The sequence below is a fragment of the uncultured Dialister sp. genome (assembly GCA_900314595.1).
Lineage (GTDB): Bacteria > Bacillota > Negativicutes > Veillonellales > Dialisteraceae > Dialister.
On the sequence record OMVW01000020.1, the window covers coordinates 1 to 14,314 of the forward strand.

Annotated in this window: 11 protein-coding genes; 4 read left to right on the forward strand and 7 right to left on the reverse strand. The window is 49.3% G+C overall.

Annotated elements, in window-relative coordinates; all coding sequences use genetic code 11:
* Positions 1-105 precede the first annotated feature (105 nt).
* The 4 genes from QZN42_RS06250 to larA all read right to left on the reverse strand — a co-directional run bounded on the left by QZN42_RS06250 (position 106) and on the right by larA (position 4,830).
* Positions 106-744 (reverse strand): YigZ family protein, encoded by a 639-nt coding sequence (locus tag QZN42_RS06250; RefSeq protein ID WP_296955446.1) that lies wholly within the window; start codon positions 742-744, stop codon positions 106-108.
* Positions 745-772: 28 nt separating this feature from the next.
* The gene (locus tag QZN42_RS06255) at positions 773-1,972 is read right to left on the reverse strand and encodes an ATP-binding protein (protein WP_296955449.1); all 1,200 of its coding nucleotides are present in this window, start codon (positions 1,970-1,972) and stop codon (positions 773-775) included.
* A 658-nt stretch (positions 1,973-2,630) separates the two neighbouring features.
* Positions 2,631-3,269: a hypothetical protein gene (locus QZN42_RS06260; RefSeq protein ID WP_296955452.1), complete on the reverse strand. Its 639-nt coding sequence runs from the start codon at positions 3,267-3,269 to the stop codon at positions 2,631-2,633.
* 256 nt (positions 3,270-3,525) lie between these two features.
* Positions 3,526-4,830: a nickel-dependent lactate racemase gene (gene larA, locus QZN42_RS06265; protein WP_296955455.1), complete on the reverse strand. Its 1,305-nt coding sequence runs from the start codon at positions 4,828-4,830 to the stop codon at positions 3,526-3,528.
* An 897-nt stretch (positions 4,831-5,727) separates the two neighbouring features.
* Between larA and QZN42_RS06270 the strand changes: the two genes are divergently transcribed.
* From QZN42_RS06270 to QZN42_RS06285, 4 genes are all read left to right on the forward strand, one after another.
* Entirely contained in the window at positions 5,728-6,843 is a 1,116-nt protein-coding gene (locus tag QZN42_RS06270) for a Xaa-Pro peptidase family protein (RefSeq protein ID WP_296955457.1), read from the forward strand.
* An 11-nt stretch (positions 6,844-6,854) separates the two neighbouring features.
* On the forward strand, positions 6,855-7,613 hold the full coding sequence (gene aroD / locus QZN42_RS06275) for a type I 3-dehydroquinate dehydratase (RefSeq protein WP_296955460.1): 759 nt from the start codon (positions 6,855-6,857) through the stop codon (positions 7,611-7,613).
* 506 nt (positions 7,614-8,119) lie between these two features.
* Positions 8,120-8,845, forward strand: a complete 726-nt coding sequence (locus tag QZN42_RS06280; RefSeq protein ID WP_296955463.1) for a DivIVA domain-containing protein — start codon at positions 8,120-8,122, stop codon at positions 8,843-8,845.
* Positions 8,846-9,061: 216 nt separating this feature from the next.
* Positions 9,062-10,060: a YitT family protein gene (locus QZN42_RS06285; RefSeq protein ID WP_296955466.1), complete on the forward strand. Its 999-nt coding sequence runs from the start codon at positions 9,062-9,064 to the stop codon at positions 10,058-10,060.
* 1,360 nt (positions 10,061-11,420) lie between these two features.
* On the opposite strand, the gene QZN42_RS06290 is transcribed toward QZN42_RS06285, so the two are convergent.
* The 3 genes from QZN42_RS06290 to QZN42_RS06300 form a co-directional block, all read right to left on the reverse strand.
* Positions 11,421-12,188, reverse strand: coding sequence for an HD domain-containing protein (locus tag QZN42_RS06290; RefSeq protein ID WP_296955468.1), 768 nt, complete (start codon positions 12,186-12,188; stop codon positions 11,421-11,423).
* A 190-nt stretch (positions 12,189-12,378) separates the two neighbouring features.
* A complete protein-coding gene (locus tag QZN42_RS06295) occupies positions 12,379-13,803 on the reverse strand; it encodes an ATP-binding protein (RefSeq protein WP_296955471.1) in 1,425 nt (474 codons plus the stop codon).
* A 211-nt stretch (positions 13,804-14,014) separates the two neighbouring features.
* The gene (locus QZN42_RS06300) at positions 14,015-14,278 is read right to left on the reverse strand and encodes a hypothetical protein (RefSeq protein WP_296955473.1); all 264 of its coding nucleotides are present in this window, start codon (positions 14,276-14,278) and stop codon (positions 14,015-14,017) included.
* Between the last annotated feature and the right edge of the window lie 36 nt (positions 14,279-14,314).

A 14,314-nucleotide genomic window follows, 5' to 3' on the forward strand; every position in this document is an offset into this window, starting at 1 on the left:
TGAAAAGGAGAAGGACAAAGAGAAGAAAACCGCCTAAAAAGGGCTAACCCCCGAACAGAAAAATTAGGAATGGGTGTCCTTGACAACGGGACCGTTTTAAACTGCCTAATGACTCCGATGAATCTTTACATACTCCTCTCCCATTTTATCAATTCCCGCTTTGCCTCCGGTGAGGTCGGTGAAGAAGCGGAGGTGATTTTTTGCCTCTTCCGGCAAGCAGAGGATGGTCATCCGCACTTTATCTGCAAAAGCGCGGTTTTTGACGATGATATCTTTATCTTTGATATAATTTTCAAATCCTCCCACCGCCGGATAGGGCAGGATGATTTCATAACATTCATAGGGCGTGTAAACCACGATAGGCGCTTCTTTCACTGCATCGGCCAGAGACCCACTATAAGCGCGGGTGAGGCCGCCGGCTCCCAGCTTGATTCCTCCGAAGTACCTCGTCACTACGGCCAGCACGTTGGTGAGGTGCTGCATCTGCAGTACGTGAAGCATGGGATGGCCCGCCGTGCCCTGGGGTTCTCCATCGTCTCCGGATTTTTCAAGGACCCTCGTGGTACCGATGCGCCAGGCATAGCAATTATGGGTGGCATCTTTGTATTCCTTCCGGAAACCATCCAGTGCGGCCTGCGCTTCTTCCTCGCTCGTCACGGGCATGAGATGGGCGATGAATATGGATTTTTTGATTTCCGTTTCTTTATGAAATATATCCGCCGGTGCGGCATACGCGATGAGCATGGAGCCCTCCTTTCCGGAATGGGAATTTTCATCCAAGTACGGTCACCGGAAGGCCGGTGAGATTTCTCCCCAGTTCCTTCTTCCTGATGGTAAGGCAGAGAATGGTCCCTTTCCCCCGGGGAATTCCTGTCTGGTCAAGCACAGGGAAATCGGCCCCGTTTCCCGGCGCCGGATGGACCGTCTTTAAAATTTTCACCGGATACAGCGTGCTCTCTCCGATGAAAACCACCTGTATTTCCTTCCGGTCTATATCCCGATAGTAAGAAAGGGGCGGCACTTTTCCATGATAGAAATAAGATTTGCGGATTTCATTGACCGCAAAATTTTCAAGAAGCACATCCTTCATGGCTCCGGTCATCACCGATGCCGGTGAGGGACGATTCCTGAGGTAGCACACAAGACCGGTATCGGTGAAATAAAGCTTCGGCGTGCGGACGGCCCGCTTCAGGGCAGGATGAAGGAGGGGACGAAGGAAATAGATATGTCCCAGTTTTTCCAGTACCTGCACCCACTTCCTGGCGGTGAGGGTATTGACCTTCGCTTCCCTGGCAAGCCCGTCGAAATTGACGGACTGCCCATCCCAGGCAGCAAGGACCATAAGGAAATCAAGAAACTTCCGCTCATTCCGGAGACGCACGAATTTCCTCATATCCTCCTCAATCACTTTAAGGATATATTCAGCGTAAAAAACGTTCCGAGCCTTCTCGCCGCTTCGCACGGCAGGCATGGCGCCCGTCCATATTTCCTTATACACCGCATCGGAGGAACAGGGCGCTCCGTCCATCTCTGCCGACGGGTCAAATGGCGGGATCTCCAGTCCGTGGAGTTCCGCCTGGGAAAGAGGAAGAAGAGTCAGCTTCTCCAGTTTCCCGGAAAGAGCAGGAATGAGCTCCTCCAGCTCCCTCGTCATCCAGGACGCAGCCAGGAGGAAATCTCCGGGACGTCCTTTTTCGATTTTTTCCTTCAATGCCTGTACAAGAACGGGCGAACGCTGCACTTCATCTATAATGAGGGGCACAGGATATCTCTCAAAGAAACGGTCCGGCTCTTTTTCCGCCAGATTCCGCGTCTCCTCATCCGATAACGCCGCATATGTCCTCTCTCCAACCCCGAAATTTCCAAGAACCGTGGTCTTCCCCGCCCCGCGGGGTCCCACGATGAGAATCGCAGGCCGGCTTTCCATGAGTTCCCTTATGGATCCCTCCAGCCTGCGGGCAATCATAGTCATTACTCCGCCTCCCATTCATGGATGATTATATTTATTATTATGGTTAAGCTAAGTTTTTATACTTATAATTTTAATCGAAAATAAGGAATAGTACAAGAATGAGAAATACAATTTTTTGATATGTGACTGTTTTCTTATTTATTTCAATTCTTTTCTTTACAATTCAGCAAAACACATTCATGGAACAGACTTCCATATCATCCCCTTCCGACACATTTTCATAAAAAAATGTGCCCCATCAGGGACACACCTTCACGAACCACGAAATTTCAAATACAGGCTGAAACCATCAGCAGGGCCATCGGCCCGCGGCCGAAGGCCGCTATATAAGATTGGCTGGCGCAGCCAGCCATATCCTTCACGAACCACGAATCACGAATCACGAAATCTCGAGAAAGCCTGTATCGGGGCTCGCTGAGGTAAGGCTAATTCACGAATACCGTAACTGACTCAACCCGTACCATCTGACAAATGCCTCCAATAAATCCGCCTGTGCACAGCCCCCATATAAGATTATTGGCTGCATCAGCAGCCAATCCTTCCCGCACCCCGCATCCCGCACCCCGAAATCTCGAACGCGGGATGAAAGCCATACGCCGTGGTGAGGCTAATGCCCGAAAACCGCAACTGACTCAATCCGTCTTATCTGACAAAAGACTCACGCCTCAAAATTCTTCTCCTGCTCGAGCATCCGTTTCAGCGTCTTTTCGGTTACCGGGAATTCGATGATGTCTCCTTCGCCGTTTACGTATTTCACGGTGTAGGGTACGTCAAGGATCTGCTCTCTGGTAAATCCGAAGTAACGGACGTAATGGGAATGGGGCATGAGGCTGTCGATAACAGGATTCATTTCATAGCGGGGGTAAATGCGTTTTCCGTCTTTTTCCAGCACCAGGTGCTCCGAGCGGTTGCTGCCCTTTGTTTCCATGGAGTAGGAAACGAGATGATGCACCGGCATGTAGGCTGGCGCTACGAAGAGGATATCCTGATTGGAAAGAAGGATATCCTTGAAATTTTCCGGTACTTCGAGGAGCCGCAGGTCTTCGGTGGAAGAAATATACATGCCCGCCGTATAGGGAGTGACCACCACCACCTGATTGGAACCGATGGTTCCATGCCGCATTTCCACCCCATAGTGCATGGGATTTTCCAGAAGGCCGTGTTTCTTCACGGTCTTTCCTTTTGCCCACATAGCATCGTAGGATGCAGAATCCAGGGTCATGAAATCAGCGGCAAATGCAGAAACCGGAAGGAGTGCTGCAGCAGAGAGAGCCAGGGCAGCGAGTAATTTTTTCATAGATACCTCTACTTTCTGCCAATTCCCTCAGCAATTTCCTTGAGATTTGGCGAGAACAGGAGCATTTCCGCTCATGGGATTGAATGTTTCATATAAAGGAGGAATAAAACCGGCAAGGCGGGGACGAATTTATAATTTTTAGTTGTCAGACCCGCGGCCCGGTCCACGGTACTCGAGTAGGGCAAATAATTTCAGCCTGCACCATTCATGACCGATAACCACGGTACACGAGTGCGGAGAAGAAATTCAGCGCCGCTTATTTGATAAAAGGAACTACCGCACTTCCATGAGGGATGACATTGATGGTATAGTCGGTCTTTCCTTCTTCGGCCAGTTTTTTCTGTGCCAGTTCCCAGGCTTCCGCCACGGTGGCTACAGGGATCTGGTGGGTCCTTTCGCGAAGGATCTCGAAGTTTTCCGGTTTCGTCACAATGTAAACCGTATGGGTCATGGCAGTGATCAGATTTTCAAAAGCCACAAAGAAAGGAATGGTGAAGCAGGCGCGGAGGCCTTTTTCCATTTCCGTGAGATCCGGGTATTTGAAGCTTCCCAGGTAAGCCGGCGGTTCCATGATATCTTCCGCCTCAATCATGGTAATGATGATTCCGCCTTTTTTCGCAGCGATTTCTGCCGTCGTATAGCACTTGGTCCCCTGGTAGAGGTTCGTATCCTTCGGATAACCGCCGGCAGAAACGATGCATACGTCTGCCTGCTGCTTCATGGGAACCTTCTGCATGCGGTAGGTCCGCTTCGTTCCTTCCAGCCAGGCTTCGTAAGGATCGCCGCCGACCATGGAGGAAATATTTCCATCTTCATTAATGACAGAGTGGACGAGGAAACAGGGTTTCACCATATCGCAGGCTTCCTGCATATCTTCAGAAACAGGATTGCCCTCGATTTTCAGAAGCTTTGCATCCGGGTTGAGACCGCTTCCCAGGGTATCCCCCAGCGCATGGCAGTGGTTCTGCTGGACCGTTTCAAATCCGGCCACTCCCGGGAGGATCAGTTTCCTTCCACCGCCGAAGCCTGCCATATCATGGGTGGAAATCGCATTGATGAGGATGACTTTATCTGCTTGGGCCACTCTTGTATCGATCCATACGTCGGTACCCCTGGAAGTCACGCCCATATGGGTAAGCATGGATTTGTCCGTGGAAACATGCTGGTACATTTTGATGCGCTTTGCCACTTCTTCGCCTACGCAGGTGATATTTTCCTCATCCGTATGAACGCGGTGAGTCCCCTGGGCAAAGACGATGTACATATCTTCATCCGGAATACCTGCCAGGTTCAGTTCATTGACCACATGAATAGTGAATTCCCTTGCCCTGTTCCAGGCACGGGTGATATCCGCCACGATCAGGCAGACTTTATCTCCCTTTTTCACCACTTCAGAAAGAGGTTTCGAGCCAATCGGATGACGCATACATTCGATGGCTGCTTCCTTCACATCGCAGGCAGGAGTTGGCACGCCCACCAGCACATCAGAAATATGTTCCTCCGGCAGCAGCACAGACTGCGTTCCATGGCCAAAGGGCAGCTTGAATTCTTTAAGAGCCATTTTCTTCCTCCGTTTATTTATATTTTATAAATATTTCTTCTTATTATACTTTAGATGATCTTTACTTGCCAATAAATGAAAGAGGAAAGCAGAAGGTGAAATAACTTTTGTGTCGGGAATATCGGGAATGTCGGGAGGCACGGGGCTGTCGGGAAGGATTGGCTGCTGATGCAGCCAATATTTTATATGGGGATTGTACACAGACAGGGCTGAAAACCCCGATATTACCCAAAATGAACCGACCGGAATCAGCACATATGAAGACAACTGGCAAAAGGCACCCGGGAGAATAAGGAAATCGGAACACGGGAGGCCCTCCTCGATAGGAGGGCTCCGCGAAGCGGTGGGAGGACGAACTGCACGGATGAGGAAAAATATTCCCGGACACAGATGAGAGCCGAAGGCAAAATCAAAATGCGGCGCCCACGACTTTACGCCGCACCTCCCGCCAATTCCTAATCCCCAATTCCTGCCTCAGAAAGCCACCACCTTCCCGACAGCCCGACATCACATCAAAAGCCTCCGATCATAACCTGCACATTTGGGACTCGATGCCGTACCATTTCCATGCCAAATGTCTCAAAACATCCGCGGAAAGGCTCCCCTCGATAGGGGAGCTCCCGCGAAGCGGGTGAGGGGACGAACCGCACTGATGGGGAAAAATTCCCCCCGGCCCGAATGAGAGCCGAAGGCCCCATCAAAAACTCGCGGCCAAAGGCCGCCACCTTCCCGAGTCCCCCGATACTCCCGATACCCCCGACACTCCCGATTCAAAAGTTATTCACATGACAGTTTCCCTTTCACCCCGATCACTGATAACTATTAACTTTCTTTTAATGATAGATATGGTCTATAATAGAAATATAAATAAAAGACAAAAACAAGGAGGTCGATAAGATGTCCATTATGCATGACAGGCGGATGGGAGAAGTACGGGAGAATATGAAAGCTCTCGGCCTTTCCTCGCTGATTGTTTCAGAAACGGCTGCTTTGTGGTATCTCACGGGAGAGACCATTCATCCCGGTGAACGGCTGACCGTGCTGGTGGTTCAGGAAAAAGGACCGGCTTTCTGGGTGCGGAACCGTCTCTTCCCTTTGAAATCCGGCACCGGCTGGACCATGGCAGAAGCGAAGGCGGCCGGTTACATCGCCGATATTTCCTATGAAGATGGAGAAGACGGCATGGCCCTTCTGGCCGGTCATCTGCCGGAAGGAAAAGTGGGCGTGGACAAAGTCTGGCCCTCCGCCTTCCTCCTTGACCTCATGAGCCGGAGAAAAGACCTGAAATTCATCAATGGCTCCCCTGCCGTAGACGATGCAAGAGCCGTGAAAGATGAAAGGGAAATGGGCATCATGCGCCTGGCCTCGAATATCAACGACCGGGCAATGAAAAAAATTTCCCAATGGATTGCGCCGGGGGTTACGGAAAAAGAATGCGCCGAAAAACTTCTTGCCATTTATAAAGAAGAAGGAGCCGAAGGATTTTCCTTCCCGCCCATCGTATCTTTCGGCGCCCATGGGGCCGACCCCCATCACATGCCGGATGCAACGCCCCTCAAAAGGCGGGAAACGGTGCTCTTTGATATCGGCTGCAAAAAAGATAACTACTGCTCCGATATGACCCGCACCTGGTTCTACGGAAGGCCTGACGAAGAATGGGTGAAAATCCATGATCTTGTACGGGAGGCAGGAGAACTGGCCGAATCCATGGTCCGCCCGGGGATCAAACTCTCAGAACTGGACAAGGCAGCCAGAGACTATATTTCCAAAGGCGGCTATGGCCCCTGCTTCACCCACCGCCTGGGCCATTTCATAGGCATCCGGGAGCACGAAGCAGGCGAAGTGAGCGCCACTTCTGAAATCATCGCCAAACCGGGCATGATCTTTTCCATCGAACCGGGCGTGTACATCCCCGGAAAATTTGGAATCCGCATCGAAGATCTGGTCATGGTCACCGATACCGGCTGCGAAGTACTGAACCAGGCTGACCGGGGCTGGAGAATTTCCCTCTGAAAGGAGCTCAAATGCTGAAAATAAAAAACGTAACCATCGGAGAAGGCAGACCTGCCATCTGCGTACCCCTCGTTTCTTCTGACCTTGGAAGTCTTGAAAAAGAATGTGAAGCGCTGAAAGAGTCCCCCCTGGATATGGTCGAGTGGCGGGTGGACTACCTGATGAACAAGGAAAATTTCAATGCCACCCGGGACCTCGATGCCGCATGGCGGATCATAAGGAAATATTTCCCCGGCAAACCCGTGCTCACCACCGTCCGCACCAAGAGCCAGGGCGGAGTCCACAAGACGCCGGGAGGAGAATATATCAGCCTCCTCTCCCTCATCATCGCCTCCCACTGGGCAGACATCCTGGACGTAGAGTACGGCCATGAAATGATGGATACGAAAGTCCTCATCTCCCAGGCAAAGAAGCAGGGCCTCCCGGTGCTCATGAGCTACCATAAATTCAAGCGGGCCCTTTCAGAAATGGAAATACTGGACGTGCTGGAAAATATGCGTTTCTTCAGACCGGATATTGAAAAAATAGCCGTCATGCCCGAAAAGCCCTCCGACGTATCCGCCCTCATGAGCGCTGCCGCCAGATTCGGAGAAAAATATCCGGACATCCCGGTAGTCACCATCGCCATGGGCCCCCTGGGAGTCATTACCCGGATCACAGGAAATAATCTGGGCGGAGCCCTCACCTTCGCCGCAGGCCGTGAAGCCAGCGCCCCGGGACAGCTGACAGTGGAAGAAGTCAGGAAGATACAGGAGATTCTGGAGAAGTAGTTAGCATTTAGTAGTTAGTTTTTGTGGTTAGTGATTAGAATGAGAGCCGGTTTCCTGCAGCCGGCTCTTTTGATGAGGGGAAGAAATACGAATCCTGCGGCTGCCGGCTCAAAACTCTCGCGGAAAGGTTTCGAACCAGCCGGAACATCAGGGTATGAAATCTCCTGCGCCAGCCATTCCCGGCCTATATGAGCAAAGCGAAAACATACTATCGGGCACCAGCTCTCCAAGCCTGGAGAGCGGACGTGTTGTGACTGAGAGGTTGTTCAATGGTACATGTCGAAAATATACGCCGGAGGCCAAATCAAAAAGCGACGCCCATAAATTTGCGCCGCACATCCCCTAATTCCCAATTCCTCCCCCCAAAAGGACGAACTGCACTTTCATCCTTAAAGTTCTCTCGCCGGACTGTCTCCAAACATGTAAGCGAGTCAAAATCAGGCATCTTGCCTAATCGATAGGAAACAAGTAAAATGAATAGAGAATTATCCCAAGGAGGACTACCGATGATTACACCAATGGATATCCATAACAAGACTTTTTCCAAAGCATCCCTGCGCGGCTACAGCCAGGAAGAAGTGGATGATTTCCTGCAGCAGATCGTTGCAGATTATGAACAGATCTACAGAGAACATCGTGAAATGGCAGAGCAGATGGACCAGATGAAAACGAAACTGGCCAACTATGAACGCATTTCCGAAACCATGTCCAATACCCTTCAGCTGGCCAAGGATACCGCTGAAAACGTAAAGAAAAATGCAAAGAGAGACGCGGAAATCCTCGTTTCCAACGCCCAGGCCCAGAGCAAACGGCAGGTCCAGGAAGCTGAAGAATCCCGCAGAAAACTGGTGGAAAATATGATCCGTACCGAAGGAAATATGAAGACCTACATCGGAAAGATCAGAAAAGACCTCACCCTGGCCCTGGCTGCCATCGACCAGCTGGACCATGTAAAAGCTCCGACCCTGGCCGAAGTTTCCGGCGAAGAACCGGCTCCTTCCGAAAAAGCAGCGCCGGCAGAAGAAGCTGCACCAGCCGAAGAACCGGCTCCGGCTGCCGAGGCGGCAGAAACCGCTCCCGCCGAAGAAGAACCGGCTGCGGAAGAAACAGCTCCTGAAGAAACGGCAGAAAAACCGGCCGCCGAAGAAGCTGCTCCTGCTGAAGAATCCGAAGAACCGCAGACTGAAGAAAAAGAACCTGCAGAAGAACAGACGGAAGAAAAAGCAGAATAAAAAAGAAAAACCGGAGCCTCACCGCTTCGGTTTTTTTATGCCTTTCTGCAGGAATCCCCTGTTTCCACTACAAATGGGACAAATATTTCCCATAAAAGAATTGAAATCTATATAATTTACATGATCAGGACGAAATCCCTATTGTAAATTAAAAAATTCCGTGTAGAATAGATTACAATTTCACCAGGCAAAGATGCTCTAAGAAAGGACTATCTTATGAAAAACATACTGGGAGCCGACGCACATTCTGCCACCTACTGGCAGCGGCTCGCTTTTATCGTGGTCATTACCATCATCGGCACCTTCGGCTATTCCGTAGGCGTCAATGCCTTCCTGGTACCCCACCAGTTCCTCTCGGGAGGCCTCACCGGTATCGCCATGATTCTCTACTACATGACCGGCTTTCCTATCGGTATAGCAAACCTCATCTTCAATATACCGATTCTCATCCTCTCCCTGAAATGCATGGGAAAACTCTATACACTCATCACCATCCTGGGTACCGTCCTCTGCTCCGTATTCATCGACCTCACCAGCTTCATGGCCGACTATGAAGTAGTGAAAGACCCCCTGGTCTCCGCCATAGCAGGCGGCGTGGTCCTGGGCCTCTCCATGGGCCTCCTCTACCGCTACAACTCCAATACGGGAGGCCTGGACGTAGTAGGGGCCGTGATGAAGAAATTCTACAATCTGGAAATAGGATACGTGGTCTTTGGAATCAACGTGATAATCGTAGGAGCCGGAGCCTTCTTCTTTGCCCTCGAACCGGCCATCTGCACACTCATTGCCATGTACATCAATGCAAACCTGGCCAACCGCATAGTCATCGGCTTCGCCCAGAGAAAAGCAGCCTTCATCGTCTCCGATAAACCTCTGGAAATAGCAGATACCCTCCTTAGAAATATCGGTCACGGAGCTACCCTCCTCTACGGACAGGGCGCCTTCTCCGGAGCTGAAAAGAAAATCGTCTTCGCCATAGTCGACCTCACCCAGGTCACCAGAGTCCGTCACCTGATCGAAGAAATAGACCCCCACGCCTTCCTTTTCATCATGAATACCACCGACGTCATAGGCCGGGGTTTCACCAGTCCCATCTCCAACGCCCTCAATATGCCTCCCTCCGTCCGCTATGACAGCAAAAACGGAGAACTCATCCCCACAGGCATCTGGAGCGAACAGATGGAAGAAGAAGCGGAGAGGGCGGGGCATCATTGATTTTTCAAATTTTTTCTCACAAACTGCCAGTCGTGATTCGTGGTTGGTAAAGGTGGCGCTGCACGAATTTTAAAGCAGCGTCCTTTTTATATACCTGACCAATACCATCAAGTCCCATATGAGGATATCGGACAGCATGCTATCGTTTCAGCCCTCCCACGTTTGGGAGGGTGCCCGAAGGGCAGGTGGGTCGTTCTACCCGTTCAAGCCGAAAATAAAGCAAAATCTCCCGCGGTCAGGCTTCCCATCGGGGAGTCTTGCTTTCCTTTTTAGCTCATTTCCGTCTTGTACGATAATACGACCCCCTGCCTCGCTTCGCTCGGCTGACCCATGACCAGGGGGCTTGGTAGGCCCGCAGGGCCTGAAAGGGCAGAAATGAATATCCCTGCACTACACATTCCCGGTCCCTATGAAGAAAACCATCCGCATGCTGCAGGTCGCCACCTTTCCCGGGATAGAAAGGTGGCTGCGGAGCAGCCGGATAGGTTGACCAATCATACAAGGCACATACGAGGCTGACTGATGAAATATCCCGGGACAAATGACTCCATCCATTAAGTCAAATTGTCCCTGCCCTCCCAGGCTTGGGAGGGTGGCGCCGAAGGCGACGGGTGGGTCGTACTACCCCTGCAAGTCGCAATTGACTCAAAATAAAAGTACGCTGCGTCCGAGCAGTGGTAAAGAGAGCTGACTCTCAGAGCCGTGGCGAATCACACCAATCGTTTATGCGTACCAAAGGCACGACTCCTCCGGCAGCCGGTAACTTCCATGGCACCCCTGCAGGACCAATCCCTGCTGTAATTGTCGAAAATAAATGGGCAAGCAAAAATTTAACGAAAATCTAATAAAATAAAATTCCTTTTCTGCACTATATAGGCAGAGCAAGGGAAATCACCCACGAACTTCCGCTACGGCAGCCATTCTCAGAGAAAGCGGAAAGGGCGACGGACCGGGCTTGAAAATTCACGGGCCCGTGAAATGAAAAAGAAAATACCAGTATGAGGAAAGCCACTACCCCTCGAAGCAGTATACTTCAGGGAGTAGTGGCTTTTTTGCGTGGGCATTTCGAAAAGACGGATAGCAGATTGGGGTAAGATTGATTGAGAGGGAAACTGCACTTTCGGACGTAAATTCCCCAGGTCGCTGTAGATTCGCTTCCCCCAACGGGGGAAGCTCCCGCAAGGGTGAAGGGGGCTATCTATGGAAAACATGCCAATTGACACTATAATTTCATGGGTTACGTAATAATGAATGCATAGAAATTCCAACTTCCGGATTGCATTCCTATGGCGGCATGGAAATACAGCTTCAGTTTCGACGCGTACCATCGTACACCCCTTCACCGCATTCCGCAATCCGCTCACTCCGCCGGAGGAAATATCAGCTTCTTCACCTCAGAAAGCCTCTTCTCCGTTTCCTCCTCTTCACTGTGGAAATCCATAAACTTTGCGAGGTACCCCTGCTCACGGATGAGCTTTCTGGTCACCTCGAAATTCACGTCAAAGTACATGGCAAGGCCTCCCACGTAAAAATCGAGAGGCTCTTTTTTAATGGAAGTAGGAATGGATTTCCTCGTGAGCGCCATCTCATAGACCTCATCCGTCAGCTTCGACCGCTCGAACTTCTCCCGCGGAACGTTCCAGATGATTTCCGGATGATCCGAGTACGCCGCATAGACACGGAAAATATCCGCCTTGTCCGCATCCCGGAGAAGCCGGCAGAAAAGGAGCTCCCTCTTCGATAATCCCGAAGGCAGCTCATAAACACTGTGCAGCGCTATCGCCCTCTCCATGAGCGAATCCTCCGAACCATCCTCCATGAAATCCCGGATATGACCCTCGCCAAAAAGATATTTCGCCCCGTAGGCCGCGTGATTCATGGACCTTCCGTCCGAAAACGTATGGTACCGCGCGATCTGCTCAAACCGCCCGATATCATGCAGCATCCCCAGCGCCCAGGCAAGATCCGTATCTGCATCCGAAAGTCCCAGCCCTTTCGCAATGATTTCCCCGTTCGAAGCCACCCGCCCCGAATGAACCACCTTCAGCGCCACCTGCGGGTCGGATTTGTCAAAAGGCCGGAGATAACGTTCAACCTGATTTGAAATACAGGATTTAGAAATAACCATATTTCCTCCGATTTTCGGATAAACCGGGACATTCCCTTTGAAGACTCAGACAATATTACATCCCATGCACATCTTTCGGCACGAAAACCTCAAACAGTCCCAAATGGAATACACTTCCGGTTTAAAAGAAAACCTTTTATTTTCATAGTTTCAATGAGATTTACCGGATATCTACCAAACATCCCTCCTGTCAATCAAAGAGGAAGTAATAAGAGCCCCGTCTTTCTTTTCGAATAACTCCCTTATCTACTCCTTTTCGTATGATTTTAGAAGCCGCATTTTCAGTAACATTTAAACAGGCAGACAACTTTTTCCTGTTAAAACTCTGATCTTTACCAAGCTGTCCCGCAAATGCAATAATATGTAAAGCCATCTGTTCATGATATATTTCCCGGACATGATTAGAGAAATCTGTAAATCCAGTGTTCTCTACGTCATTTTGATCTTCTTTACTGTCTTTTTTCGAATATCCCTGATTTGGTAAAACGACACAGAACATCGTGCTATCCGAATAAAATTCGGGTTTCTTCCCAAACCCTTCGTATGATTTCAAAATCCTTTGGATCCCGCTGCCTCTCCTCTCCATAAAGTGGAGTCGTCCAAATATATCAGATATAACTTCATTCCTTCTCATGGAAGGTACTTTATAAAGATTCAAATCCTGAATCCGGCTTCCATTCATCATTCCACCAGGAGATGTGATTTCAGTTCTATCATCAAACATATCCACATGAACTTCGGAGCCTATATTCTGATAATCCCGATGAATTAAAGCATTCACCAATGCTTCACGAACAGCGCGGTAAGGATAATCGCTTTTTTCTTCCCTCTGAATTCCTCGGATTGACCAGGATTTTTTGGAATTATTGATGACAAAGGACTCTGCATCCGTCAATAAAGAAATAAGGCTTTCCCTTTCAAATACCTTATCATCAATCGCATCTTCATCTACAGAACCTTTTTCAAGACCCTTCCAATGCGTACATACCACTTTTGATTGTGCCAGCACTCCCTGATCACACAAAAGCAATCCTCCATAAGTCACTCTTTCACTTTCATCTATTAATTTCATCGACTGAAGATCCCTAGGCATTTCCAGAGATTCTTCTGCCACTCCGTTATAGGTCGCCCGAAACAGTGTAAAACTGATATCATTCAACAAATAGTGAGACGGCAGCATGTCAAATGTCTTATTTAGTCCTCTTAACACCAAATGACTGAGCTCAATGGCTGTAGCCGGTTCAGAACGATCACCTCTTCTGACATAAGCAGTTTTTGCTTTATCCTGAATATAGTAATATGGATAGTCCGGACCATTAAATACTTTAATCTCCAGGCAGTATTTATCACCGGGATATTTAAGATCATGAAGTTCATACTGAACAGCAGGTTCAATCTTTCTGGAAATAAATTCAGAAATCTTAGAAGACACATATTGTATATTATCAATTCCCACTATGCTGTGATCTTTATCACGAACCCCCAATATAATACTCCCGCCCCGGGTATTGGCAAATGCTGAAACCGACTTCAACCAGCTGTGCGGCCTGTTTTCTTCCAATCTCTCCTTATAGTCAAGGTTTGTATCTTCTACCCCATCCAACTTATCCCACATTATTTTCACCTCCCATAGGAACTAAAATAAAAAGAGCCTGGCAAAACTATCGGAAACTCTACTCCTGTAAAATTCCATTTCGCTGAGAAAGTTTCCAAAACAGGTGAGAAAGTTTCCAATATTTGCCAGAAAGTTTCCATTTTCATTGAAAATGCCAAATCACGATTTCATAAAATATTGAAATCCCTGTATCTTATGAATCAATTTTACATCAGTCCGTTAAAGTTATGCAAATATAGTTATGTACGATTGGATAAGATCCCATACAGCTCTCCGCTCGTATTTTCGGCATCCCCGGCACCCGGGAAAAGTCCGTATCTGCATCCGAAAGCCCCAGCCCCCTCGCAATGATTTCCCCGTTCGAAGCCACCCGCCCCGAATGAACCACCTTCAGCGCCACCTGCGGATCGGATTTGTCGAAATGGGCAAGATAACTTTCAAACTGCTTTTTGATAAAGTCTTTTGAAATCATCATTCTTTATTTCCTTATAGAGACCTCTAACTGAACTAG

Excerpts from the sequence above, each read along its gene's own strand:
- QZN42_RS06290 (WP_296955468.1), bottom strand. The coding sequence starts at position 12,188 with ATGGTTATTTCTAAATCCTGTATTTCAAATCAGGTTGAACGTTATCTC.
- QZN42_RS06300 (WP_296955473.1), bottom strand. The coding sequence starts at position 14,278 with ATGATGATTTCAAAAGACTTTATCAAAAAGCAGTTTGAAAGTTATCTT.
- larA (WP_296955455.1), bottom strand. The coding sequence starts at position 4,830 with ATGGCTCTTAAAGAATTCAAGCTGCCCTTTGGCCATGGAACGCAGTCT.
- aroD (WP_296955460.1), top strand. The coding sequence starts at position 6,855 with ATGCTGAAAATAAAAAACGTAACCATCGGAGAAGGCAGACCTGCCATC.
- QZN42_RS06260 (WP_296955452.1), bottom strand. The coding sequence starts at position 3,269 with ATGAAAAAATTACTCGCTGCCCTGGCTCTCTCTGCTGCAGCACTCCTT.
- QZN42_RS06285 (WP_296955466.1), top strand. The coding sequence starts at position 9,062 with ATGAAAAACATACTGGGAGCCGACGCACATTCTGCCACCTACTGGCAG.
- QZN42_RS06250 (WP_296955446.1), bottom strand. The coding sequence starts at position 744 with ATGCTCATCGCGTATGCCGCACCGGCGGATATATTTCATAAAGAAACG.
- QZN42_RS06270 (WP_296955457.1), top strand. The coding sequence starts at position 5,728 with ATGTCCATTATGCATGACAGGCGGATGGGAGAAGTACGGGAGAATATG.
- QZN42_RS06255 (WP_296955449.1), bottom strand. The coding sequence starts at position 1,972 with ATGACTATGATTGCCCGCAGGCTGGAGGGATCCATAAGGGAACTCATG.
- QZN42_RS06280 (WP_296955463.1), top strand. The coding sequence starts at position 8,120 with ATGATTACACCAATGGATATCCATAACAAGACTTTTTCCAAAGCATCC.
- QZN42_RS06295 (WP_296955471.1), bottom strand. The coding sequence starts at position 13,803 with ATGTGGGATAAGTTGGATGGGGTAGAAGATACAAACCTTGACTATAAG.